Here is a 24,592-nt window from a genome sequence, read left to right on the forward strand (position 1 = left end):
TAAAAATCAAAACTCGATACTCAGCAAAGACTTTATCCGCCAAGAAAACTCTTTGTTCAGAGCGGTAGTCCGCAGCGCTTCAAAAAGATTTGCAGCTAGGGATATTACCATTACGCAGTTGTTCTAATCTATAAAGAATTGAAATCGGGCAAGGGTGCACTGTAACAATCCGATGCCGTCAAAATGGCGCTATACAAGCTTTTCAGCCATCTTCAAGCGACCCTGCCCCAGTCATAACTGACACTTCTGCTCCCTGCCCCCGACACAATACGACTGATAAGTCGTATATAAAAAGCCATTTTTGATACAAACACGACAGACTCGTGACGAGTGCAAAGCCGTTGCTGGCGCTCGTAAACGCCGATCAGCCATCCCGTCTGACGACGCCTCACCCAAGCAGTGTTTTCCCTTAGCGACCTCGAAAACGTCCTGATTCGGGTATTTTTCCTGGGGGTTATCCCTCATTTATAGCCAGGCCCACCTAGGCTCTATACGAAATGTCTTATGGCATGCCTGTCGCACGCCGTTACATTGGCATGGCTACATCTAATAATTAATCCACTCTGGAGACATTTCATGGGTACGAACGCGACCACCGCACCCGTCGACGAACGATTACCAAACGGCAGGCTGGCTGCACTGGGCCTGCAACACGTTTTGGTAATGTACGCCGGTGCCGTCGCGGTTCCACTAATTGTGGGCCGAGCGCTGAATTTGACGTCTGAAGAAGTATCTATCCTGATTGCCGCTGACTTGTTTGTATGCGGCATCGTATCCATCATTCAATCGATGGGTTTTACGCAATACTTTGGTATCAAACTGCCCGTCATGATGGGCGTGACTTTTGCCGCTGTAGGCCCCATGGTCTCCATGGCTCAGGCCAACCCCGGCCATGAAGGAGCCCAACTGCTCTTTGGCACGGTAATCGGGGCGGGCATTATCACCATGATTATTGCGCCCACCGTCAGCCGAATGCTGCGCTTTTTCCCCCCTGTCGTGACAGGCACGATTATTGTCATGATCGGTATTACGCTGATGCGTGTGGGGATCAACTGGATTTTCGGCAATCCCTTTGGCCCTACCGCCCCAAGCGTCATCAATCCTGACCACCTGGCCTGGATACAGCACGCCCAATCGGCTGCCGCCATGCCGGGTTCTGCCTTGCCCCCGCTGCCTGAAGGGCTAGCCTTGAAGGCAACGGTACCCAACCCACGCTACGCCAACCTGACAGGTCTGGGCATTGCCGCCATCGTACTGACATCCATCTTGCTGATCGCCAAGTTCTGCAAGGGCTTTCTGGCCAACGTCGCTGTTTTGCTGGGCATTATCATCGGTGCCGTTGTGGCTTCGGCCATGGGCATCATGACCTACGAAAAAGTAGCCAACGCTGCTTGGGTTGACTTGGTGTTGCCGTTCCACTTTGGCATGCCCAAATTCAACCTCCTGCACATTGCGACCATGACACTGGTCATGATTGTGGTGCTGATTGAATCCACTGGCATGTTCCTGGCCTTGAGCGATATGACAGGCAAGAAAGTGGATCAGAAAGATCTGGCACGCGGTCTGCGTACTGATGGCCTGGGCACTTTGCTGGGCGGAATCTTCAACACCTTTCCCTACTCCAGCTTCTCGCAAAACGTGGGTCTGGTTGCTGTAACGGGTGTGCGCAGCCGCTTTGTCTGCGTGGCCGGTGGTGTCATCCTGATTGTGCTGGGCCTGCTGCCCAAAATGGCTGCTCTGGTTGAATCCCTGCCCACCGTTGTATTGGGTGGCGCTGGCATTGTGATGTTCGGTATGGTGACCGCCACGGGCATTCGCATCCTGTCCAATGTGGATTACAAGACCAACCGTAACAACTCCATGATTGTGGCTATCTCCATTGGGGTCGGCATGATTCCTTTGGTAGCTCCTAATTACATGCAGTGGATGCCCCACGCCATTCACCCACTGATCGAGTCCGGTATTTTGTTGACGTCGATTGCCGCTGTCCTGCTGAACGTATTCTTCAACGGTGCTAAAGAAGATACGCAAGCCGCTGTAGACGCAGCCAAACACGCCGAAGCATAAATTACGGCTGCCGTTCGGTTCTTGAAACTGGCCTGTCTCATGACGAGACAGGCCAGTTTTTTTTATAAGGTATCAGGTTCAGGAGGCGAAGCGACGGGCTCCAGCCACACACAGCGCTGCACCGACCGTCACCCAGATCATGCTGGCATTGACAGTCTCGCCCAGCAAAGCGGCGGCCAGACCTAAACCCATAAAGGGTTGGAGCAACTGAAGCTGACCGACAGCCGCAATCCCGCCCTGCGCCAGCCCCCGATACCAAAACACAAAACCCAAAAACATACTGAAGACCGACACGTAGGCAAAACCCACCCAGGCGGAAGAGGCAACACCACTAAAACTTGCGGGCCAAAACCAGATCATCATCACCAACATAAAAGGTAAGGACAACACCAAGGCCCAGCAAATAACCTGCCAGCCCCCCAAACGACGTGAAAGGCGTCCGCCCTCGGCATAGCCCATGCCGCACACCACTACGGCGGCCAGCATATACAAATCCCCCTGCCAGGCAACATCCAGCCCTTCACGGGCGGCGTAGCTAACGACCAGGGCACTACCCAATACCGAAAACACCCAAAACACCGGCTTATGCCGTTCACCCGCCAAAATCACACCGAACAACGCCGTACACAAAGGCAACAAACCCAGAAAGACAATAGAGTGGGCCGACGTGATGTGTTGCAAGGCCAATGCGGTCAGCAAAGGAAAACCCAACACCACTCCGAAACCAACCAGCGCCAACGAAGGTAGATCAGATTTTTGTGGGCGGGCAACACGTCCGATCAGCAACCAGCTGGCGGCCAACAAAGCGGCCACCACGGCACGCGCTCCGGTCAGAAAAAAGGGGTCCAAGCCCAATACCGCGACACGCGTCGCCGGTAAGGAGCCCGCAAAAATCGCTACCCCTACAAAGCCATTGAGCCAGCTGACTGCCTTGCTATCCATCTTTCACGCTCCAACAAAGAAGCTTGTCAGTACAACACAGCCATGCCAGCATACACAGGCACAGTCCAGTACAGTTTTAAAAAACTGTACTGCTTACTAGACCCATACACCGTGCTTTGGCCCTACTCATGCCCTCTTTTTCCCGCATCGACCACGTCATGCAATCTGTGCGCGAACGCATCGCCGCACGCACTTACCCGCCGGGCACCCGACTGCCTTCTGTACGCGCTCAAGCCAAATCGGCCGGGGTATCGGTATCCACTATTGTGGAGGCCTATGGACGACTGGCCGCCGAAGGTCTGATCGAGGCTCGCCCTGGCTCCGGCTTTTATGTCACGGCTCCGCTAGCGCCTTTAAGTCTGTCGGCCCTGGAGCCTGCGCTGGACCGGGATATCGACCCTCTATGGATTTCACGCCAATCCTTGGAAGCCAGCGCAGACATGCTGATGCCTGGCTGTGGCTGGCTTCCATCAGACTGGATGTACGATCAAGGCGTACGCCGGGGTTTACGCAAAGCCGCCCGCAGCCCCAACGAGGATTTGACGGATTATGGCTCCCCATTGGGTCTGGAGCCTTTACGACAACTGCTGGCCCGTCGTCTGGTGCAATCCGAGATTGACGCCGCCCCCCATCAAATTATGCTGACCGACTCAGGCACCCAAGCCATTGATCTGATCTGCCGCTTCTTTTTGGAGCCCGGCGATACCGTGCTGGTGGACGACCCCTGCTACTTCAATTTCCATGCTTTGTTGCGGGCTCACCGAGCCAAGGTAGCCAGCGTGCCCTACACACACCAAGGGCCGGATCTGCATGCTTTTGAAGTCGCCCTGCAGGAACACAAACCCCGCCTGTACATTACCAACTCCGGCATCCATAACCCCACTGGAGCCCGTCTATCCGCCACCACTGCGCACAGTGTTTTGGCTATGGCGCAGCGGGCTGACCTCTACATCATCGAGGACGACATCTTCGGTGATCTGGAAACCCGCCCCGCCACCCGGCTGGCCGCGCTAGATGGCCTGTCCCGTGTTGTGCAGATAGGCAGTTTTTCCAAAACGCTATCGGCCTCCTTGCGCTGCGGCTATATCGCCGCCCAATCCCCCTGGATCGAAAGCCTGGTGGATTTACGCACCGCCACCAGTTTCAGCAGCAACCGCTTGGCCTCACACATTTTGTACAGTGCGCTTAGCGATAGCGGCTACCGCAAGCATCTGGAGCGGGTGCGCTACCGCTTGTCCAAAGCCATGGACCAAACCATGGTGCAGCTGGAGCAACTAGGCCTGACACCTTGGCTACGCCCCCGCGAGGGCATGTTCTTATGGGCAGCCTTGCCCGAAGAACATGACGCCTTGAGCCTGGCTCGTGCCTGTCTGCCCCATGGCGTGGTACTGGCCCCCGGCCCTGTGCTTAGCCAAGCACCGGACGCAGCCCGTTTTCTGCGTTTCAACGTCGCGCAATGTAACGACAAGCGCATCTTCAAGGTGCTGAAACGTGCTCTTGATAAAGAACTGTCGGTTTAAAGAGTCAGGGGGGCTTCAGACCAGCACCTTGCACGCCAAGATCCGATGTCCGCGCCGCAGCGGGAGGATTACAATCAGCGCTGTTATGCGGCCCCTGCGGACCGCCACCACCGACCCAATTCCATGTCCCCCAAAGACTTACGCGATTTATTCCTGCTGGCTGCCATCTGGGGCAGCTCGTTTTTATTTACGCTTCAAGCGGTCCCTGAGTTTGGCCCCTTCCCGCTGACGGCAGTTCGTGTAGGTGTCAGTGCCCTGGCTTTGATGAGCTACATCACCGTAACAGGTCGCTTGCCTGATTTTCTGGCGAACTGGAAACCGATCTTTGCCTTGGGGGTACTTAATGCGGCTGTGCCTTTCTCCTTGTACGCCTTTGCGGCCCTGCGGCTGGAATCCGGGCTATTAGCCGTTTTGAACGCGATGGCCCCTCTGTTTGGCGCACTGGTCGCCCGCGTTTGGCTAAAAGAGCGTCTGACACGCAACCGCATACTGGGGCTCTGCCTGGGCTTTTTAGGGATTCTGATTCTAGTCTACGACAAGCTCAGTTTTAACCAGGGAGCCGCAGGCTGGGCCGTGCTGGCCTCTTTGCTAGCGACGGTGTTCTACGGCATTGCGGCCAACTTTACTGCTCGTTATCTGCGAGGCGTACAACCGCAAGCCGTGGCCGCTGGCAGTATGGTCAGCGCAACCTTAATTTTGCTGCCCGTTGCTATTTTCTGGTGGCCTGCACAGCTTCCCGGCCTGCATGCCTGGGGCGCCGCGCTGTCGCTCTCTTTGCTGTGTACCGCTGTCGCCTATCTGATCTTCTACCGCCTGCTATCCAATGTAGGCCCGTCCAAAACCATTACGGTCACCTTTTTGGTGCCGCCGTTCGGGGTGCTATGGGGGGCCTTGCTGCTGGGCGAAGCCCTTACCGCCCAAATGCTGATAGGCATGAGCACCGTCTTGTTTGGCACCTTGCTGGCGACAGGTCTGATCGGCAAGCGCAAAACAGCGTGAGCCAGCGACAGGGATTAGGTGTCTAAGCCCTGCTCCTGACGCCAGTGCTGGTAACGTTGCTCCAAAACCGGACGCAGGGTCTCATAGCTGTCCCAATCGTCAGGCACATGGTAGATAGACGGCAAAACCTCATCATCCAGCGTCTCTACGTAGTCGTCTAGGTAAAGGTCGTCGTAGTAAAAATCACTGAAAGCCTTGCCTAACTCCGACATATCTTCGCTAACCAGCACATCATCACAACACTCTTGCAGCAGTTGCGAGCCTTTGAGCATGTGATCACGGCACTGTCGGACCTCGTTGGGGAAACGGTCCAAAAAAGCATTGGCCATCAGCCCACGTTCAACAAGCCAGGCCAAATACATGCCAATGTGCGTACGTCCGCCTTGTGAGCCCAGCTCGGCTGGGTAATCGCCGCCTACATGCCAGTCCACGGCGTCATATTTAACGGGATCAGTGTGCGTATTCAATGTCGTACCTCCGTAATTAGGCGTATATCCTTGGGAAGCAGTTGCTTGAGTGTGCTCTATCTTTGATCGGTATCTCGATCATACAGCGGGTCAATCGTGTTTTTACAGTCCTCTGGGCGACCATTGCCTCATGCGCTTGTTACAGGACATCGAGTAGGCCAGCCCTAAGGCGCAGCATCGCCATTCGACCCAATAAAAAAGCCGCCCGAAGGCGGCTTGCTGCAACGCAGAGATAAAACCAGGGTCAGACCTGGAATTACGTACGCTCGAAAATCCCGGCGGCTCCCATGCCTGTACCGATGCACATGGTCAGCATGCCGTATTTCAACTGACGGCGCTGCAAAGCATGAACAACGGTCGCGGCACGCATGGCACCGGTCGCACCCAGAGGGTGGCCCATGGCAATCGCACCACCCAGCGGGTTGACGCGCTCTGGGTCCAGGCCCAAATCACGAATCACCGCTAGAGACTGAGCGGCAAAGGCTTCGTTCAGTTCGATCCAATCCATCTGATCTTGCTTCAGGCCCGCCAACGCCAGGGCATGAGGTACGGCTTCTTTAGGGCCGATACCCATGATCTGCGGCGGCACGCCACGAACCGAGAAAGTCACAAAGCGAGCCAAAGGCGTCAGATTGTGTTCGCGTAGAGCACGCTCGGACACCACCAGCAAAGCGCCCGCACCGTCGGACATCTGCGAGCTGTTCCCTGCTGTCACCGAGCCACGTGCCGCAAATACAGGACGCAACTTGCCCAGCACGTCCAGACTGGTATCGGGACGCGGGCCTTCGTCACGGTCAACCACTTGCGTTTTGACCGTGATTTCCTGGGTGGCTAGATTAGGCTGACGGCGTGTCACCGATACGGGCAAGACTTCACCCGTGAACTCGCCCGACTCCCAGGCCTTGACGGCCTTCTGGTGCGATGCCAACGCAAAGGCGTCCTGATCTTCGCGGGACACTTTCCACTGGCGAGCAACTTCCTCGGCGGTCAAGCCCATGCCGTAAGCAATGCCGTAGTTTTCATCCGAAGCAAAAATTTCGGGGCTAAATGTGGTGCCGACACCCATTACCGGGACCTGGCTCATGGATTCCACACCGGCGGCCACAATAATGTCGGCCTGCCCCGTACGGATACGGTCGGCAGCAATGGCGATGGCACTCAAACCCGAAGCGCAGAAACGGTTCACAGTCATGCCCGCCACGGTATGTGGCAGGCCAGCCAGCAAGGCCGAGATACGCGCAACGTTAAAGCCTTGTGGGCCTTCAGGCAGAGCGCAACCCGCCACCACTTCTTCAATAGCAGCCGGGTCTAGGTTGGGCACACCAGCCAGTGTTCCGCGAATGGCTTCGGCCAACAGCTCGTCAGGGCGGTAGGACGAAAACACACCACGAGGCGCTTTGCCGATGGGCGTACGCTTGGCAGCGACGATATAAGCTTGTTGTACAGTCATGTCTACTCCTTGATCCGCTCTAGTTACGCACTGGCTTGCCAGTGGTCAACATCCCAGTAATACGTTCCTGGGTCTTGGGGGTATTGAGCAGCTCCAGGAAAGCCTGCCGCTCTTGCGCCATCATCCATGCTTCATCAACCAGCGAGCCTGGATCAACATCGCCCCCGCAGATCACGGTTACGACCTTCTCGGCGATATGGAAGTCATATTCCGAGATAAAACCACCCTCTTTCATATTCACCAGTTGGGCTTTCAACGTGGCGATACCATCGCGTCCTGCGACCGGGAAGCGACGTGGCAATGGAGCACGCCAACCGGCGCTAGCCAGAGCCTGTGCCTGACGCACGGCCACAAAAACCAGTTCCTGACGGTTCATGACGATAGTGTCGGACTCTTTCAGGAAACCCAGTTGGCGAGCATCCAAGGCCGAACGCGACACTTGAGCGCTGGCAATAGCCAGAGCAAAGCGCTTCAAGTACGCAAGCAAAGGCGCATCAGGAGCCCCCATTGCCTGCAACTCCGCAGAGCGGCGAGCGGAGTACGCCAAGCCACCTGCGCCCGGAACCAGACCCACACCCACTTCCACCAAACCGATGTAGGACTCAAAGTGGGCAACACGGTGCGCACAATGCACAGCCAACTCGCAACCGCCACCCAAGGCCAGACCGGCAACGGCAGCCACCACGGGCACTTGTGCATAGCGAATACGCAGAACCATGTCCTGCATGGCGCGCTCTACCGGCTCAACCGCCGCCACACCTTCTTTCTCGAACAAAGGCAAGATAGCTTTCAGGTCAGCACCTGCCGAGAAGGGATCGCCGTCCTGGGCAATGACCAATGCTTGGTAGGAGGCCTCAGCCAGTTCAACCGCTTTGAAAACACCTGTGACCACACCGGGGCTAAGCGTGTGCATCTTGGTTTTGAAGGAAACGATCAGCACATCTTGGGGATGTGGGGCTGGCAGAGTCCAGCAACGAACCGACTCATCTTCAAAAACCGTGCGAGTTTCCAGCGCATCGACTTCGCCCACCAGCAAAGGTGTGCCGATATGACGCTGATACACGGCCAGCTCGCTACGGCCCTCAAAACGTGATTGCGATGGATTCCAGGAACCAGCGGCAGTATGTACGCCTTGCGCCTCCCACACGGGACCACGGGTGGCCCAATCTGGTAGCGCCTGGCTGCTAAGCGTTTTACCGTCTTGAATATCCTGATTGATCCACTCGGCCACCTGACGCCATCCGGCCGCTTGCCAGATCTCGAAGGGGCCTTGTTTGTGGCCAAAGCCCCATTTCAAGGCCAAGTCCAATTGACGGGCGTTGTCAGCAATATCTTGCAGATGAATGGCGCTGTAGTGGAACGTGTCGCGCAGCACGGCCCACACAAATTGAGCTTGTGGCTTATCGGACTCGCGCAGCTGGCGCAAGCGCTCAGCCGGGTCACGCACAGCCAGAATAGCAGCAACATCTGGATCGATCTTCTGGTCAGCGGCAACGTAATCACGCTGCTGGGCATCGAAACGCTGGATCTCACGGCCCTTCTTGCGGAAAAAACCCGCGCCGGTCTTTTGACCCAGTGCACCGGCATCAATCAGGCCCTGCACTTCTGGCGGCAGACCGAAGTGAGCTTTGAAACTGTCATCAGGCAATTGATCCTGCATGGTGCGGATCACATGGGCCAGCGTATCCAAGCCCACCACATCAGCGGTGCGGTAAGTACCCGATTTAGCACGACCCAAGCGAGTGCCCGTTAATTCATCAACCTGTTCGTAAGTCAGGGAGAAACGGTTCGCCTGCTCAAACACGGACAGAATGCCAAATACACCGATACGATTACCGATGAAGTTAGGGGTATCTTTGGCGCGAACCACGCCCTTGCCCAGTTGCGATACCAGGAAGGTTTCCAGGGTATCCAGCAACTCTGGCTGGGTGTATTTCGTTGGGATCAACTCCACCAAACTCATGTAGCGGGGCGGGTTGAAAAAGTGCACACCGCAAAAACGTGGGCGTAACGCTTCGGGCAAGACATCTGCCAGAGAAGTAATGGACAAGCCCGAGGTATTGCTGGCGATGATGGCGTGAGGGTTTAAAGCTGGCCCGATCTTGCGATACAGATCCTGTTTCCAGTCCAGCCGCTCGGCAATGGCTTCAATCACCAGATCGCAGTCGGCTAGACGATCCAGATTGTCTTCGTAGTTAGCGGGCTCGATCAGCTCGGCCAGATCTGGCGTCCCTAAGGGAGCGGGATTCATTTTTCGCAAATTGGCAATTGCACGGATGGCGATGCCACTCTTCGGACCCTCGCGGGCAGGCAGATCAAACAGAACCACTGGTATGCCCGCATTCACGCAATGGGCGGCAATTTGCGCGCCCATAACGCCGGCACCGCACACGGCGACCCGACGCAAGGTACGGGCACTGCCCGTCACTGCACTGGCTGAACTAGATGTCATAGGTTTGTCTCCAGGAAACTGAAACCCCACGCAGCGTAAGCTCCCAAACGGACGCTCTACGATGCGAGGCAATCGAATAATCGTACACGCACAACTGGTTTTAAGACCATAAAGTCTTTTCCATTTTCAATCAAAGTCGGGTATAGATCAAATACATCTGCATCAATCTGTCCATGGCGGTCGCCCAAACGACCTGCCAAGCTGGTCTGCAAACCATCGAAGAATTCAAACGATCGTTTCAATCCCTTTTATTTCAATAGATTGAAGATATAAAGAGATCATTTCGCCCCTCCACCAGGAGAGCAACAGACAGACCTCCCCAAGCAGGCATCAGGTATAGCTTCAGGATTTTTTTATTATTTTTTCTATTTATTTTATTTTTATTTTTATTTAATTTTTATTTCATATTTTATTTATTTTTATTCTTAAATAATTCAAACAAATGACAAGTCCTTCGCCCCCTAACAAGCCCAGACCGTCCAAGTATTAAATTTCACCTTCTAGAGCCCAGCCCCTCTCCCCAACCCCAAAAAACGACGTGCCGCTCGCCCCCTCAAGTCCACAAGAAGGCAAAATCAGCTTATTTTGTATGCCAGAATGCTCTCACTTTCACACTTAAGAGCCCATCCGTCCTGATTGCCTTATGACCCGGCCCCAAGAACCCGCTCCTTTATCCTTAAGCGCTTTATTTCTGATCTTTGCCCGCATTGGCCTGACCAGCTTTGGCGGGGGCTTGAGTGGTTGGTTGATGCGCGAATTCGTCGTACAGCGCCGATTGATGAGCCAGGATGACTTTTTGAGCGGATTGGCTCTGTCTCAGGCCCTGCCCGGCATTAATGTCGTCAACCTCTCTATCTGGATTGGCTACCGCCTGCAGGCAGGCCGTGGCGCACTGGTCGCAACGCTAGGCATGGTGGTGCCCCCACTGCTGCTGGCGATTTTGATGCTGATAGGTCTGGAGCAACTGACCGGCTCCACCCTGGTGCCCCAGATCATGGCCGGAATTGCGGCGGCAGCCATTGGCCTGTCCCTGGAAATGGGGGTGCGTTCCGCACGTCGTGCAGCCAATGGCCTAATACCGATTACCCTGATGGTGGCCGTTTTTGCAGGCATCTTCGTCATGGAGTGGAACCTGATCCCCGTCATCCTGATCTGTGCCCCCTTATCCATCTGGCACGCCTGGCTACAACAAGGCCAATCGCAGGCTGACCCGTCATGATCACGATTTTGCTGCAGCTGATGCGCGTATTTGCGCCCTTATCCTTTCTGACTATTGGTGGCGGGCAAAGCATCATTCCTGAAATCCATCGGCAATCGGTGGAGATTCATGGCTGGCTCAGCAATCAGGAGTTCCTGGATCTGTTTGCCCTGTCGCGCCTGACACCCGGCCCCAAGTCCTTACTGGTCACGCTGGTGGGCTGGAAAGCAGCGGGATGGGCGGGTGCATTAGCGGCGTCCATCGCTATTTTTCTACCCTCGGCCCTGCTGATTTATTACTTGGCCACGATCTGGAAGCGCTATGAGGGCACGCGGATGATTCGCGCGATCGAGGCCGGTCTGTTGCCGATTGCGGCGGGCATGATTCTGGCCGCCAGCGGTACCATTCTGAAAGCGGCTCAGGGCGGCTTATGGGCTTGGAGCACAGCCCTGGCCTGTGCTGCCGCGCTATTGCTTAGCCGCATCAACCCCTTATGGCTGCTAGCAGGCGGCGGACTGCTTTTTGCTGTGATCCAGCCGGCCTCCTGAGACAAATCTGGCACTTCTTAAGGATCTATTTTCCCGTTCCAAGCACCTATTCAGTAAGCAGCTGTGTCCAGGGCCACAAAACGTCCCAATCCCGCGCTTATCGTACGTAAGACATTGAGCCGCCAGACGCGCAAGCGGTACAATGGCAGGTCCTTTTATCCCATTTTGCCCGCGACATGGCTGTAAATACTGACCAAGCCGTACTAAATCTGGATGCTGCCTCGCTGGGCTATGGTGCCTTCACCGTGCTGGCGGACGTCTCCATGACCGTTCAGAAGGGCCAAGTAGTCGCCATGATGGGGGGCTCAGGTTCCGGAAAAACAACACTTCTGCGGGCCGCGACAGGGCAAATCCGCGCGCAGAAAGGGACTGTTACGGTTTTTGGTCAGGACCTGGCCAAACTCAACCACGAAGCCCTGCGCCAGACCCGTCAACGCATGGGTGTACTGTTTCAGCAAGGTGCCTTGTTTACCGACCTGAACGTGTTTGAAAACGTCGCCTTCCCCTTACGGGAACTGACAGGCTCGTCCGAAACCGAGATTCAGGACCGTGTTTTGGACAAGCTGGATGCCGTGGGCTTGCGCACCGCAGCCCATTTGGGAATTAGCGAAATTTCAGGCGGGATGGCACGCCGGGTCGCCTTGGCTCGCGCCATTGTGCTGGAACCCGAACTGATTCTGTACGACGAACCCTTTGCCGGTCTGGACCCGATTTCCATGGGGATTACCGCGCAATTGATTCGCAACCTGACGAACCGCCTGAACTGCGCTTCGGTACTGATTACGCACGACGTGGCGGAATCCTTTGCTATTGCCGACCAGGTCTATATTGTTGGCCAAGGACGTTTGCTGACCCAAGGCACCCCCACCGAGCTGCGTGCGTCTAAAGACCCTTATGTCCAGCAATTCCTGCGTGGTGAGCCCGACGGCCCTATCGCCTTTAACTATCCCAGCACCCCAGCCTTTGAAGCCTGGCTGCAGAATCGGACGACGCGCTCATGAATTTCATCACCGCCCCGATTAATGCACTAGGCGCGGCTATACGCAGCAGCATTTATGGCCTGGGTGCCTTCAGCCGCTTGTTTGCCGCCTTGCTGGCACGCTCGTCCCTGCTCTGGCAGCGTCCGCGCCTGGTTTCCCAGCAAATTCACTTTATTGGCAACTATTCACTACTGATCATTGCCGTTTCGGGTCTGTTCGTGGGTTTTGTCTTGGGTTTGCAGGGCTATTACACGCTGAACCGCTATGGTTCTGAAGAGGCCCTGGGCCTGCTGGTGGCCCTGTCCTTGGTTCGTGAACTGGGCCCCGTCGTCACCGCCCTGTTGTTTGCGGGCCGGGCGGGCACCTCACTGACGGCTGAAATCGGCTTGATGAAAGCCGGTGAACAGATTGCCGCCATGGAAGTTATGGCGGTAGACCCCTTGCGCCGACTGCTGGTGCCGCGTTTTTGGGGCGGCATTATTGCCATGCCCATCCTGGCTGCCGTATTTTCTATGGTCGGCATTTTGGGTGGCTATATCGTCGGTGTACAAATGATCGGCATTGATGCAGGTGCATTCTGGTCGCAGATGCAAAATGGCGTCGATGTCATTGATGACGTGCTCAACGGTGTGATCAAAAGCCTTGTGTTTGGCCTGATCGTGACCTTGATCGCCCTGTATATGGGCTGGCACGCCAAACCCACCCCCGAAGGCGTTTCTCGCGCGACCACTCGTACGGTTGTAAGCGGCGCACTGGCGGTATTGGGCACGGACTTCCTGCTCACCGCCCTTATGTTCAGTTAACTATTTAGGAATTGCTCAGCTATGAATCGCGAGAAAACCGATTTCTGGGTTGGCCTGTTTGTTTTGCTAGGGCTGGTCGCACTGGCGTTCCTGGCCCTGCGTGCGGGTAACCTCAGTTCTTTTTCCTTTGCCAAAACCTACCAGGTATCAGCCAAATTCGATAATCTGGGTGGCTTGAAGCCCCGTGCGCCCATCAAGGCCAGCGGCGTAGTCGTCGGCCGGGTAGGCTCCATTGGCTTTGACAACCAGGACTTCAAGGCCATAGTCACGCTGGATATGGATGAGCACTACAAATTTCCATTGGATACCTCGGCCTCTATCCTGACCTCGGGCCTTCTTGGCGAGCAGTACATTGGCCTGACAGCCGGTGGCGACGATAAAGACCTGCAAGGCGGTAGCACCATTACCTATACCCAAAGCGCGGTTGTGCTGGAAGAACTGATCAGCAAGTTCCTCTACAACACAGCCTCCAAAGAAGGCGACTCCAAAACGGAGTAATACACCGCTGCCTCATGCTCATTACAGACGACACAACCATGAATACAACAACAACTCGCCGCTCTTACTCCCTGCCTCGTGGAGTCCGTTTGAGCCTGATCGGTGCCAGTGCTGCCTTTGTGGCCGGTTGCGCCAGTGTGCCCAACCCCAATCCGCAAGACCCTTGGGAAAGCATGAACCGTGGCATCTACGCTTTCAACGAAAACGTGGACGGTGCGCTGATCAAACCGATTGCCGAAGGCTATAAAGCCCTGACGCCACAGCCTGTACGTACTTGCGTTGGCAATATTTTCAATAACCTGGGCGATGCCTGGTCGGCAGTCAACAGCTTCCTGCAAGGCGAGCACATCGACTTCTTCAACACCCTGGGCCGAGTCCTGTTTAACTCGACCATGGGCCTGGGCGGTTGTATCGACGTGGCCACCATGAACGGCTCGCAGCGTATTCCCAATGACTTTGGCGTAACGCTGGGTGTATGGGGTATCAAATCCGGTCCTTACGTCGTGCTGCCATTCTTTGGCCCTAGCACCGTGCGCGACGGTGTGGCACGCGGCACCAGCTTCCTGGAAGGCTTCTCGTCCACCGGCCCGATCATGGCCATCAAGGATGTACCCGTACGCAACAGCATTATGGGTCTGTGGGCCCTGGATGCCCGCGCGGGTGTGTTGGACGCAGAAAAACTTGTTAACGACATCGCGCTTGACCGCTACAGCTTCATACGCGACGCTTACCTGCAACGACGCCACGCCTTGGTGCAAGTACGCCGTACCGGCGGCGACACCAGCCAGGACTTGCCTGATTACTCGGACGCAGACGAATAAAAACGCCCTGCCCGCAGAACACACATCTGGAGTTTTTTATGATTTCCCGTCCCGCCTTGGGCGGGACTGCTTTGCAGTCCTCTCCCTCTCGCCTTATTTCCTGGTTCCTGACCGCCTGTGCCGCTCTGGCTCTGTGTTTGCATGCTGTTGCAGCCCAAGCACAAGCCGCTGATCCCAAAGGGGAACCCAACAAGTTTGTTGAAACTGTCGGCAATCAAGCATTGCAAGTCGTCAAGGAAAGCGAGTCCATCCGCAAGGGTGATCGTGCTGCTATTACGGCCGCGGTCAACGCTCACATCATGCCCTACGTCAATTTGGAAAAGACAACCCGTTTAGCCGCTGGCCGCTACTGGCGTCAGGCTAACGAAGAGCAGCGTCAAAAGCTGGTTGATGCCTTCAAGGGCACGTTGGTGCGTACCTATAGTGGAGCTCTGTCCCGCGTCGATGCCAAAACCCAGCTGACCATTCTGCCTTTCCGTGGTGATGCCAATGCCGATGACGTCGTCGTACGTTCTTCCCTGACCCAGCCTAATGGCGGCCCGGTCGGCGTGGACTACCGTCTGGAAAAAACACCGGATGGCTGGAAAATCTATGACTTGAACGTAGAAGGCATCTGGCTGATCCAGAATTACCGCAACCAGTTCGCCCAGCAAATTGAGCAAGGCGGTATTGATGGCTTGATCCAGGCCTTGAACAAACAAAACAGCTAAGCCAGGCCGTGGCAAGCACGGTGCCTTCGGTCTTGCACACTTAAGCAGACCAGAGTCGTACTCTATAATAAAGAGCCTGACCACCACCCAAACAGGTCTACGCCCATGCGTAGGCCTGTTTAGTTAACAAAGACGCTTTAGCGACGACCATCACCGCTCCACCCGCGTCAGGCCTACCGAAATTGCCATGTCCGCCTTCAAACTAGATAACGTCAGCAAACGCTTCGCCCCCCAAAGCCGGGGACTCAAAAGCCTGTTTTCACCTCCCCGCTCCGATGCCGGTTTTCTGGCCGTCGATCAGGTCAGCCTGACGATCGAACATGGCGAGTTTTTTGGCTTGCTGGGTCCGAATGGTGCGGGAAAAACCACCTTGATCTCCATGCTGGCGGGTCTGACCCGTCCGACCAGTGGCCAGGTCAGCGTCTGTGGTTACGATGTGCGCACCCAATACCAAAAGGCCCGCCAGTCGCTGGGCGTGGTGCCACAGGAAATTGTTTACGATCCCTTTTTCACCGTCCGTGAAACGCTACGCTTGCAATCAGGCTACTTTGGCCTGAAAAACAACGACGACTGGATCGACGAAATTCTGGCCAATCTGGCCCTGAGCGATAAGGCCGACGTTAATATGCGTGCCTTGTCTGGCGGCATGAAGCGCCGTGTCCTGGTGGCCCAGGCATTGGTACACCGCCCCCCTGTCATTATTCTGGACGAACCCACTGCCGGGGTAGACGTGGATCTACGACGCACACTGTGGGAGTTCATCATCCGCCTGAATCAACAAGGCCACACCATTTTGCTGACCACGCACTACCTGGAAGAGGCCCAGGCCCTCTGTGGCCGGCTGGCCATGCTCAAAAGTGGCAAGATCGTTGCCCTGGATACCACGCAAGCCATCATGGAGCGTGCAGGTGGCCACGATCTGGAGGATGCTTTTGTGCGCATCATGCATAACGAAGGAAAAATGGGGGTTGCACTGTGAACCAGAACAATTCCCCCAAACACTGGGGTGTACCTCAGAACACGGACGCACCGGCCGCCAAGATCGGGACATTGAACCTGCCACCGCAACCTAAAATGGGGTCGGGCTTTCCAACGCTGCTGCGCAAAGAGCTGATGCGTTTTTGGAAAGTGGGCTTTCAGACCATTGCCGCCCCGGTACTGACGGCGCTGATGTACTTGCTGATTTTCGCCCACGTACTGGAAGGCCGCGTCACGGTGTACGACTCCGTGCCCTATACCGCCTTCCTGATTCCAGGCCTGATGATGATGAGCATGTTGCAAAACGCCTTTGCCAACCCCTCATCGTCACTGATTCAAAGCCGTATCACAGGCAACCTGGTCTTTATCCTGCTGCCACCGCTCTCGCACCGCGAAATTTTCGCCGCTTACCTGCTGGCGGCCATCGCCCGTGGCGTCTGCGTGGGACTCTGTGTCTGGCTGGTTTCCCTGTTCTTTGTGTCCCTGCCCATTGCCAATCCCTTATGGGTATTGGTCTTTGCCATCCTATCTTGCGGCATCATGGGCACCTTGGGGCTGATCGCCGGCTTGTGGTCTGAAAAATTCGACCAGCTGGCGGCGTTCCAGAACTTTCTGATCATGCCCGCCACCTTTCTGTCAGGTGTGTTTTATTCGATTCATAGCTTGCCGCCCTTCTGGCAATCTGTTTCACACTGGAATCCGCTGCTCTACACCATTGACGGATTCCGCTACGGTTTCTTTGCCGCCTCGGACATTTCTCCGTGGTTCAGCTTGACCGTTGTCGCCAGCGTCTTTGTTGCGCTGTGTCTGATTTCGCTACGCCTGCTTGCCTCAGGCTATAAATTACGGAATTGATTTCATGTTGCCGACCCCCGAACAAGTTCACCAATACATTGCCGACAACCTGCCCTGTGAACACTTGCAAGTGCAAGGCGATGGTTCGCACTTTGAGGCCCTGATTGTCAGCGCTGCCTTTGAAGGCAAACGCCTGATCGCCCGTCACCAATTGGTCTACAAGGCCTTGGGCGACCGGATGAAAGCTGAAATTCACGCCCTGTCCATGCGCACGCTTACCCCCGACGAATACAAGGCCAATCCGAATGGATAAATTACGTATCACGGGCGGACAACGCCTGAATGGCGAGATCACTATCTCTGGCGCGAAAAACGCCGCCCTGCCCATTCTGTGTGCCAGTCTGCTGACTGCCGACACGGTGTACCTGGATAATGTCCCACGCCTGCGCGATATCGACACCACGCTGAAGCTGTTGGGGCAGTTGGGTGTCACCCAGGAGCGCAATGGCACTTTGGCCCTGAATGCGGGCAACATCACCAATCTGGAAGCGCCTTACGAGCTGGTGAAAACCATGCGCGCCTCGATTCTGGTGCTGGGCCCCTTGCTGGCCCGCTTCGGTGAAGCCCGCGTCAGCCTGCCCGGTGGCTGCGCCATTGGTCAACGCCCCGTGGACCAGCACATCAAAGGGCTGGTGGCCATGGGTGCCGAGATCCATGTCGAACACGGCTTTGTGAATGCCCGCGCCAAACGTTTGCGTGGCGCGGTCGTACGTACCGATATGGTGACCGTCACCGGTACTGAAAACCTGATGATGGCCGCCGTGCTGGCAGAAGGCCAAACCATTCTGGAAAACGCCGCCCGCGAACCGGAAATTATTGATCTGGCTGAGTTGCTGATCAAAATGGGCGCCAAGATTCAGGGCCACGGCACGGACCGCATTGTCATTGATGGTGTAGAGCGCCTGCACGGTGCCACACATCGCATTTGCCCGGACCGTATCGAAACCGGAACCTTTCTGTGTGCCGTTGCCGCCACAGGTGGCGAACTGACCTTGCGCAACACCGATGCCGACGCCATGGGCGCGACATTGGACAAGCTGCGCGAAGCGGGCCTGCACATCGAAACTGGCCCTGACTGGATCAAGGCCAGCATGAATGAGCGCCCCAAGGCAGTCGGTTTCCGCACCAGCGAATACCCCGGCTTCCCCACGGACATGCAAGCCCAATTGATGGCCTTGAATACCCTGGCTGAAGGCACTGCCTCGGTTGTGGAAACCATCTTTGAAAACCGCTACATGCACGTGCAGGAACTCAATCGCCTGGGCGCACAAATTGAGATCGAAGGCCATATGGCCGTCATTACCGGCGTCCCCTACCTGACAGGCGCCACCGTTATGGCAACCGACTTGCGTGCCTCGGCCAGTTTGGTCATTGCCGGCCTGGCCGCTCGGGGTGACACCACCGTCGAACGCATCTACCATCTGGACCGTGGCTACGACCGCATGGAAGCCAAGCTTCAGGCCGTAGGTGCCAACATCGAGCGAATCAGCAGCAAGGAAACCTAATGAGTCCCGCCGGTTTAAATCAACCCCTGACGCTGGCCTTGTCCAAAGGCCGGATTTTTGACGAAACCCTGCCTTTGCTGGAAGAGGCAGGCATCAAGGTGCTGGAAAGCCCTGAAACGTCGCGCAAACTGATCCTGCCAACCAATAGTCCTGACCTGCGTCTGATTATTGTGCGTGCCACGGACGTGCCGACCTATGTGCAATACGGTGCCGCCCATATTGGGATTGCAGGCAAGGACGTGCTGTACGAGCACATGGAACAGCACCCAGGCGGTCTATACCAGCCCGTGGACCTGAACATTGCACGCTGCCGCCTGTGTGTGGCTGTGGCTGAGGGTTTTGACTATCATTCCGCCGTCAAGCAAGGCTCACGCCTGCGTATCGCCACCAAATACACCCGTGCTGCGCGCGAACACTTTGCCAGCAAGGGCGTATATGTGGACCTGATCAAGCTGTATGGCTCCATGGAACTGGCGCCACTGGTCGGTCTGGCCGATGCTATTGTGGACTTGGTTTCCAGTGGTGGCACCCTGCGCGCCAACAAGCTAGTGGAAGTGGAAGATATCAGCCCCATCTCCTCGCGCTTGATCGTTAATCAGGCTGCCATGAAGAACCGCGGTGCACAGCTGCAACCCCTGATCGACGCTTTCTCCCGCGCCTCGGTGGACGAGTAACACACCCCCTTTTCCTGATAAAGGGAAACAGCCGGTAGATCATGCTTAGGCAAAAGGCGCAGACCGCCTTTTGCCTAAGCGAAATGTTATACACTGGTCCTTGATCCTTAGCTTTTTCCTATAGCGACATGTCACTGATCCATCGCCTGAACTCCCAATCCGCCCAGTTCGATGCTGAACTGCGCACTCTACTGGCTTACGAAGCGTCTGAGGACGCGTCTATCGAGCACGCGTGTGCTGAGATCTTGCATCGTATCCAGCATGAAGGAGACACGGCTCTATTGGATTACACCCAACGCTTTGACCGCCTGAGCGTTGACCAGGCATCGGCACTGGAAATCTCTAAAGAAGAACTTGTAGCGGCACTGAACAGCCTGCCTGCGGAACAACGCCAGGCGTTGGAACAAGCAGCCGAACGCGTACGTCGTTACCACGAGCACCAACGCACTGAAACCTGGACCTACACGGAAGCCGATGGCACCGTGCTAGGCCAGCAAGTTACGGCCCTGGATCGCGTGGGGCTGTATGTTCCCGGTGGCAAGGCAGCGTACCCTTCTTCCGTTCTAATGAATGCTATCCCTGCCAAAGTGGCTGGCGTTGCTGAACTAATCATGGTTACGCCGACGCCCGATGGCATACGCAACCCCATCGTGCTGGCTGCCGCCGCTTTAGGCGGTGTAGACCGTGTGTTCACCATTGGTGGCGCACAAGCCGTCGGCGCTCTGGCCTACGGCACGGACACGATCCCGGCCGTGGACAAGATTGTTGGCCCCGGCAACGCCTATGTGGCTGCTGCCAAGCGCCGCGTCTTTGGCGTGGTGGGGATCGACATGATTGCCGGCCCCTCCGAGATCCTGATCATCAGTGACGGCAGTGCTCCTGCTGACTGGGTGGCCATGGACCTGTTCTCCCAGGCCGAACACGACGAGCTGGCCCAGGCAATCTTGCTATGTCCTGATGCAGATTTCCTGGATCAGGTTGAAGCCGCTATCGAACGCCTGCTGCCCACCATGCCACGCGCGGACATCATCCGCCGCAGCTTGTCTGGCCGCGGTGCCTTGATCCACGTCCGCGACCTGGACGAGGCCTGTAAGATCAGCAACCATATCGCGCCGGAACACCTGGAAGTCTCTACCCAGAACGCCCAGGAATTGTTGAGCAAAATTCGCCATGCTGGCGCCATTTTCCTAGGCCCTTACAGTTCTGAATCGCTGGGCGATTACTGTGCCGGGCCTAACCATGTCCTGCCGACGGCACGCACTGCGCGTTTCTCGTCACCCTTGGGCGTCTACGATTTCCAGAAACGCAGCAGCATTATTCAGGTTTCCGAATCAGGCGCCCAGACACTGGGACCCATAGCCGCTACGCTGGCTCAAGGCGAGGGGCTGTACGCCCACGCTGCCAGCGCGCAATTCCGATTGAACCAATCCTGATACCGGCCTTGCCGCCGGCTCTGATATGCGTACCGCCGAGATTACCCGCAATACTAATGAAACCCGCATCCGCGTGGCCGTTAACCTGGACGGCACCGGCCGTCACTCGCTCAACAGCGGCGTGCCTTTTCTGGACCACATGTTGGACCAGATTGCCCGCCACGGTCTGATTGACCTGGACGTGCACTGTGAGGGCGATACCCACATCGACGATCACCATACCGTCGAGGACATCGGCATTGCGCTGGGCCAGGCTTTTGCCAAGGCTGTGGGCAGCAAAGCCGGCTTGCGCCGCTACGGGCACTCCTATGTCCCGCTGGATGAAGCCCTGTCGCGCGTCGTCGTGGACTTCTCCGGTCGTCCCGGCCTATTTTATTTTGTGCCCTTTACCCGCGCACGAATCGGCCAGTTCGATGTAGACTTGGCACGCGAGTTTTTCCAGGGTTTTGTGAATCACGCCCTGGTTTCTATGCACATCGATAACCTGCGCGGCGAAAACGCACACCACCAGTGCGAAACCGTGTTCAAAGCCTTTGGCCGAGCATTGCGTATGGCTCTGGAGCTGGACCCACGTAGCGAAGGCGTGGTGCCTTCGACCAAAGGGGTTCTGTAAACGTCCTTCGGACACATATCGTGACCACTATCGCTATTGTCGATTACGGTTCGGGCAACATTTTCTCGGTTGCCCGAGCACTGCATGCCGCCGCACCTGATGCGCGCATCATTCTTGCTCAAACTTCCCAAGCCATTCTGGATGCGGACCGGGTTGTCCTACCCGGCCAGGGTGCCATGCCCGACTGCATGGCCCACCTGGATCAATCCGGTTTGCGCAACGCCCTCTTGACGGCCGCACGCAGCAAACCCTTATTGGGCATCTGTGTAGGCGAACAAATGCTGTTCGACTCCAGCCAGGAAGGTGACGTCCCTTGTTTAGGCCTGATCCCCGGCCAAGTACGCCGCTTTGAAGGCCCAAACTACAAAAGCAGTGATCCTGCAGACTCTGGCCTTGGGCTAAAAGTGCCCCATATCGGCTGGAACCGCGTACACCAAACTCAAGACCATCCCCTATGGGCCGGCATTGAGGACGGCGCATTCTTTTACTTTGTACACAGCTACTTTGCCGATCCACTGCATATAGATCAAACTTGTGGTTCGACACACTATGGCCAACGCTTTACCTCGGCGATAGCAAACGCTAATATTTTCGCGTTGCAATGCCATCCTGAGAAAAGTGCCGATAACGGCCTGCAACTGTTCCGGAATTTCGCTAACTGGAAGCCATGATGATTCACCCAGCCTCCACAGCGTTTTTCTGCCCTTTTTCCCGATCCAGTATTTCTTACGTTTTTTACGGCTAAAGACCATGCTTTTGATTCCCGCCATCGACCTTAAAGACGGGCGTTGTGTGCGCCTTCGCCAGGGTGACCTGGATGACGCCACTATTTTCTCGGAAGATCCGGCCAAAATAGCAACACAGTGGCTGGAACAAGGGGCCCGGCGCCTGCATCTGGTGGACCTGAACGGCGCCTTTGCCGGCAAGCCCAAGAACAGCGAAGCCATCAAATCCATTATTGCTGCGATCGACGGTGAAATTCCCGTACAGATCGGCGGCGGCATCCGTGACCTGGATACCATCGAGCGTTACCTGGACGCCGGCATGACCTACGTCATCATTGGCACCGCGGCGGTCAAAAGCCCCGGCTTCCTGCAAGATGCCTGCAGTGCCTTTCCCGGCAGCATCATTGTTGGCCTGGACGCTCGTGATGGCAAAATCGCTACCGACGGCTGGAGCAAGCTGACTCGTCACGACGTACTGGATCTGGCCAAGAAATTTGAAGACTACGGCTGCGAATCCATTATCTACACCGACATCGGCCGTGATGGCATGCTGACAGGCGTCAATATTGAAGCCACTGTCGCGCTGTCCCAGCACGTCAAGATTCCGGTTATCGCCTCTGGTGGCGTGACCAACCTGAAAGACATCGAAAACCTGTGTGCAGTCGAACACGAAGGGGTTGAAGGCGTCATTTTGGGCCGTAGCATTTACGAAGGCACCCTGGACTTTGCACAGGCACAAACCTATGCCGACGAGTACCAGGCATGAGCCAGGATGTTGCTAACGAACTAGCCTGCCGCATCATCCCCTGCCTGGACGTAACGGCAGGGCGCGTGGTCAAAGGGATCAACTTTGTGGATCTGGTGGATGCCGGAGACCCGGTCGAGATCGCCCGCAAATACAACGACCAGGGCGCCGACGAGCTGACTTTTCTGGACATTACCGCCACCTCGGACAACCGTGATCTGATTTTGCCCATCATCGAACAGGTGGCCAGCCAGATCTTCATCCCCCTGACGGTGGGTGGCGGTGTGCGTGAAGTGGCTGATATTCAACGCCTGCTTAATGCCGGTGCGGATAAAGTGTCCATTAACAGCGCCGCCATCAGCAACCCTGATCTGGTGCGTGCGGCCAGCGACCATCATGGCAAACAATGCATGGTTGTGGCGATTGACGCACGCCGCGTCAGCGCTGACAACGAAACACCCCGCTGGGAAGTGTTTACCCACGGCGGTCGCCGCGCAACCGGTCTGGATGTTGTGGAATGGGCAGCACGCATGGCCGAATACGGCGCAGGCGAATTGCTGCTGACCAGCATGGACCGCGACGGCACCAAATCTGGCTTTGATCTGGCCCTGACCCGCGCAGTTTCCGATGCGGTTTCCATCCCCGTCATCGCCTCGGGTGGCGTGGGCGGCCTGCAAGATCTGGCCGATGGCGTGATTCAGGGCGGCGCCAGCGCCGTGCTGGCCGCCAGCATCTTCCACTATGGTCAACACACTATTGCCGAAGCCAAAGATTTCATGGCTGCGCAAGGTATTCAGGTGCGACGCTAATGGCTGACTTACCGGCTTGGCTGGCTGAAATTCGTTTTGATGAACAAGGTTTGATTCCCGCCATTGCGCAGGATCAGGCCACGGGCAAAATCTTGATGGTGGCCTGGATGAACCAGGAATCACTGCAAGAGACCGTCAGCACCGGCCGAGCCGTGTACTGGTCGCGTTCTCGCAAGCGTCTATGGCGCAAGGGCGAGGAGTCGGGCCACGTACAGCATGTCAGCGATTTACGTCTGGATTGTGACGGCGACGTTATTTTGCTTAGTGTGGAGCAGGTCGGCCAGATCGCCTGCCACACAGGACGTGAAAGCTGCTTCTTTCGCCAGCTGCAAGGCCAAAGCGACGATGCACAATGGGTCACCGTTGACCCTGTCCTGAAAGACCCGGAGCATATCTACCGATGAGCGAACAACTGACCGTCGACACCATACTCGATCATCTGAGCCGCACGCTGAAATCCCGTCTGCCTGCACAAGGTGGGGACCCTTCTTCGTCCTACGCGGCCAAGCTGCTTGCCAAAGGCCCGGATGCATTTTTGAAGAAGGTCGGCGAAGAAGCCACCGAGCTCGTCATGGCGGCTAAAGACGAAGATCGCGAGCGCATTGTCTATGAAACCGCCGACCTGTGGTTTCATAGCCTGGTAACCCTGACCTACTTCGGTCTGGAACCCCGGGATGTGTTGACAGAACTGCTGCGCCGCGAAGGCACATCGGGGCTGGAAGAAAAAGCTTCGCGGCCTAAGGATCAGGTGTAATCCTGTCATCTAGTCGCGCTACACTGTACTAATACCTAGATTTTCG

The 24,592-nt window shown here is 56.3% G+C and carries 26 protein-coding genes; 22 read left to right on the top strand and 4 right to left on the bottom strand.

The genetic code is table 11. The annotated features are described in order from the left end of the window. Positions 1-576: 576 nt before the first annotated feature. Positions 577-2,067 (top strand): nucleobase:cation symporter-2 family protein, encoded by a 1,491-nt coding sequence (locus tag IE156_RS11735; RefSeq protein ID WP_189392708.1) that lies wholly within the window; start codon positions 577-579, stop codon positions 2,065-2,067. Positions 2,068-2,145: 78 nt separating this feature from the next. Here IE156_RS11735 and IE156_RS11740 read toward each other — a convergent pair whose 3' ends face one another. Next, on the bottom strand, positions 2,146-3,009 hold the full coding sequence (locus IE156_RS11740; protein WP_189392709.1) for a DMT family transporter: 864 nt from the start codon (positions 3,007-3,009) through the stop codon (positions 2,146-2,148). Positions 3,010-3,137: 128 nt separating this feature from the next. Here IE156_RS11740 and IE156_RS11745 point away from each other — a divergent pair, with 128 nt between their 5' ends. Together IE156_RS11745 and IE156_RS11750 are read left to right on the top strand one after the other, a co-directional pair. Then, positions 3,138-4,529 carry an aminotransferase-like domain-containing protein gene (locus IE156_RS11745; protein ID WP_189392710.1) on the top strand — a complete coding sequence of 464 codons (1,392 nt, stop codon included), beginning with the start codon at positions 3,138-3,140 and terminating at the stop codon, positions 4,527-4,529. Positions 4,530-4,652: 123 nt separating this feature from the next. Continuing rightward, on the top strand, positions 4,653-5,528 hold the full coding sequence (locus IE156_RS11750) for a DMT family transporter (RefSeq protein ID WP_189392711.1): 876 nt from the start codon (positions 4,653-4,655) through the stop codon (positions 5,526-5,528). Between the two features lie 14 nt (positions 5,529-5,542). Here IE156_RS11750 and IE156_RS11755 read toward each other — a convergent pair whose 3' ends face one another. The 3 genes from IE156_RS11755 to IE156_RS11765 form a co-directional block, all read right to left on the bottom strand. Beyond that, the gene (locus IE156_RS11755) at positions 5,543-5,995 is read right to left on the bottom strand and encodes a DUF7832 domain-containing protein (protein WP_189392712.1); all 453 of its coding nucleotides are present in this window, start codon (positions 5,993-5,995) and stop codon (positions 5,543-5,545) included. A gap of 256 nt (positions 5,996-6,251) precedes the next feature. Continuing rightward, the gene (locus IE156_RS11760; protein ID WP_189392713.1) at positions 6,252-7,445 is read right to left on the bottom strand and encodes an acetyl-CoA C-acyltransferase; all 1,194 of its coding nucleotides are present in this window, start codon (positions 7,443-7,445) and stop codon (positions 6,252-6,254) included. A gap of 19 nt (positions 7,446-7,464) precedes the next feature. Then, complete coding sequence (locus IE156_RS11765; RefSeq protein WP_189392714.1) at positions 7,465-9,897, bottom strand: 3-hydroxyacyl-CoA dehydrogenase/enoyl-CoA hydratase family protein; 2,433 nt, start codon at positions 9,895-9,897, stop codon at positions 7,465-7,467. Between the two features lie 643 nt (positions 9,898-10,540). Here IE156_RS11765 and IE156_RS11770 point away from each other — a divergent pair. The 19 genes from IE156_RS11770 to IE156_RS11860 all read left to right on the top strand — a co-directional run bounded on the left by IE156_RS11770 (position 10,541) and on the right by IE156_RS11860 (position 24,546). Beyond that, complete coding sequence (locus IE156_RS11770; RefSeq protein WP_189392715.1) at positions 10,541-11,116, top strand: chromate transporter; 576 nt, start codon at positions 10,541-10,543, stop codon at positions 11,114-11,116. Next, the gene (locus tag IE156_RS11775) at positions 11,113-11,643 is read left to right on the top strand and encodes a chromate transporter (protein ID WP_189392716.1); all 531 of its coding nucleotides are present in this window, start codon (positions 11,113-11,115) and stop codon (positions 11,641-11,643) included. The genes IE156_RS11770 and IE156_RS11775 overlap by 4 nt, the downstream gene beginning before the upstream one ends. A gap of 176 nt (positions 11,644-11,819) precedes the next feature. Further along, complete coding sequence (locus IE156_RS11780) at positions 11,820-12,644, top strand: ABC transporter ATP-binding protein (RefSeq protein WP_189392717.1); 825 nt, start codon at positions 11,820-11,822, stop codon at positions 12,642-12,644. Continuing rightward, the gene (gene mlaE, locus IE156_RS11785) at positions 12,641-13,426 is read left to right on the top strand and encodes a lipid asymmetry maintenance ABC transporter permease subunit MlaE (RefSeq protein WP_189392718.1); all 786 of its coding nucleotides are present in this window, start codon (positions 12,641-12,643) and stop codon (positions 13,424-13,426) included. The genes IE156_RS11780 and mlaE overlap by 4 nt, the downstream gene beginning before the upstream one ends. 21 nt (positions 13,427-13,447) lie before the next feature. Continuing rightward, complete coding sequence (gene mlaD, locus IE156_RS11790) at positions 13,448-13,924, top strand: outer membrane lipid asymmetry maintenance protein MlaD (RefSeq protein WP_189392719.1); 477 nt, start codon at positions 13,448-13,450, stop codon at positions 13,922-13,924. 38 nt (positions 13,925-13,962) lie between these two features. Beyond that, entirely contained in the window at positions 13,963-14,745 is a 783-nt protein-coding gene (locus IE156_RS11795) for an MlaA family lipoprotein (RefSeq protein ID WP_189392720.1), read from the top strand. 38 nt (positions 14,746-14,783) lie between these two features. After that, positions 14,784-15,455, top strand: a complete 672-nt coding sequence (locus IE156_RS11800; RefSeq protein WP_189392721.1) for an MlaC/ttg2D family ABC transporter substrate-binding protein — start codon at positions 14,784-14,786, stop codon at positions 15,453-15,455. Positions 15,456-15,642: 187 nt separating this feature from the next. Beyond that, positions 15,643-16,434: an ABC transporter ATP-binding protein gene (locus IE156_RS11805; protein WP_009455490.1), complete on the top strand. Its 792-nt coding sequence runs from the start codon at positions 15,643-15,645 to the stop codon at positions 16,432-16,434. A 95-nt stretch (positions 16,435-16,529) separates the two neighbouring features. After that, on the top strand, positions 16,530-17,288 hold the full coding sequence (locus IE156_RS11810; protein ID WP_189392937.1) for an ABC transporter permease: 759 nt from the start codon (positions 16,530-16,532) through the stop codon (positions 17,286-17,288). 4 nt (positions 17,289-17,292) lie between these two features. Beyond that, positions 17,293-17,541 (top strand): BolA family protein, encoded by a 249-nt coding sequence (locus tag IE156_RS11815; RefSeq protein WP_153231292.1) that lies wholly within the window; start codon positions 17,293-17,295, stop codon positions 17,539-17,541. Then, positions 17,534-18,793: a UDP-N-acetylglucosamine 1-carboxyvinyltransferase gene (murA, locus tag IE156_RS11820; RefSeq protein ID WP_189392722.1), complete on the top strand. Its 1,260-nt coding sequence runs from the start codon at positions 17,534-17,536 to the stop codon at positions 18,791-18,793. The genes IE156_RS11815 and murA overlap by 8 nt, the downstream gene beginning before the upstream one ends. Beyond that, complete coding sequence (gene hisG, locus IE156_RS11825; protein WP_189392723.1) at positions 18,793-19,467, top strand: ATP phosphoribosyltransferase; 675 nt, start codon at positions 18,793-18,795, stop codon at positions 19,465-19,467. The genes murA and hisG overlap by 1 nt, the downstream gene beginning before the upstream one ends. 128 nt (positions 19,468-19,595) lie before the next feature. Beyond that, positions 19,596-20,900, top strand: a complete 1,305-nt coding sequence (hisD, locus tag IE156_RS11830) for a histidinol dehydrogenase (RefSeq protein WP_189392724.1) — start codon at positions 19,596-19,598, stop codon at positions 20,898-20,900. Between the two features lie 25 nt (positions 20,901-20,925). Continuing rightward, positions 20,926-21,513 carry an imidazoleglycerol-phosphate dehydratase HisB gene (hisB, locus tag IE156_RS11835; protein WP_094197990.1) on the top strand — a complete coding sequence of 196 codons (588 nt, stop codon included), beginning with the start codon at positions 20,926-20,928 and terminating at the stop codon, positions 21,511-21,513. Positions 21,514-21,533: 20 nt separating this feature from the next. Beyond that, complete coding sequence (gene hisH, locus IE156_RS11840; protein ID WP_189392725.1) at positions 21,534-22,184, top strand: imidazole glycerol phosphate synthase subunit HisH; 651 nt, start codon at positions 21,534-21,536, stop codon at positions 22,182-22,184. 79 nt (positions 22,185-22,263) lie between these two features. Continuing rightward, positions 22,264-23,004: a 1-(5-phosphoribosyl)-5-[(5-phosphoribosylamino)methylideneamino]imidazole-4-carboxamide isomerase gene (gene hisA / locus IE156_RS11845; protein ID WP_189392726.1), complete on the top strand. Its 741-nt coding sequence runs from the start codon at positions 22,264-22,266 to the stop codon at positions 23,002-23,004. Then, complete coding sequence (gene hisF / locus IE156_RS11850; RefSeq protein ID WP_189392727.1) at positions 23,001-23,792, top strand: imidazole glycerol phosphate synthase subunit HisF; 792 nt, start codon at positions 23,001-23,003, stop codon at positions 23,790-23,792. The genes hisA and hisF overlap by 4 nt, the downstream gene beginning before the upstream one ends. After that, positions 23,792-24,196: a phosphoribosyl-AMP cyclohydrolase gene (hisI, locus tag IE156_RS11855; RefSeq protein WP_189392728.1), complete on the top strand. Its 405-nt coding sequence runs from the start codon at positions 23,792-23,794 to the stop codon at positions 24,194-24,196. Before hisF ends, hisI begins: the two co-directional genes overlap by 1 nt. Next, positions 24,193-24,546 (top strand): phosphoribosyl-ATP diphosphatase, encoded by a 354-nt coding sequence (locus IE156_RS11860; protein WP_189392729.1) that lies wholly within the window; start codon positions 24,193-24,195, stop codon positions 24,544-24,546. The genes hisI and IE156_RS11860 overlap by 4 nt, the downstream gene beginning before the upstream one ends. Positions 24,547-24,592 lie beyond the last annotated feature (46 nt).

The sequence above is a fragment of the Alcaligenes pakistanensis genome (assembly GCF_014652815.1).
GTDB lineage: Bacteria > Pseudomonadota > Gammaproteobacteria > Burkholderiales > Burkholderiaceae_B > Alcaligenes > Alcaligenes pakistanensis.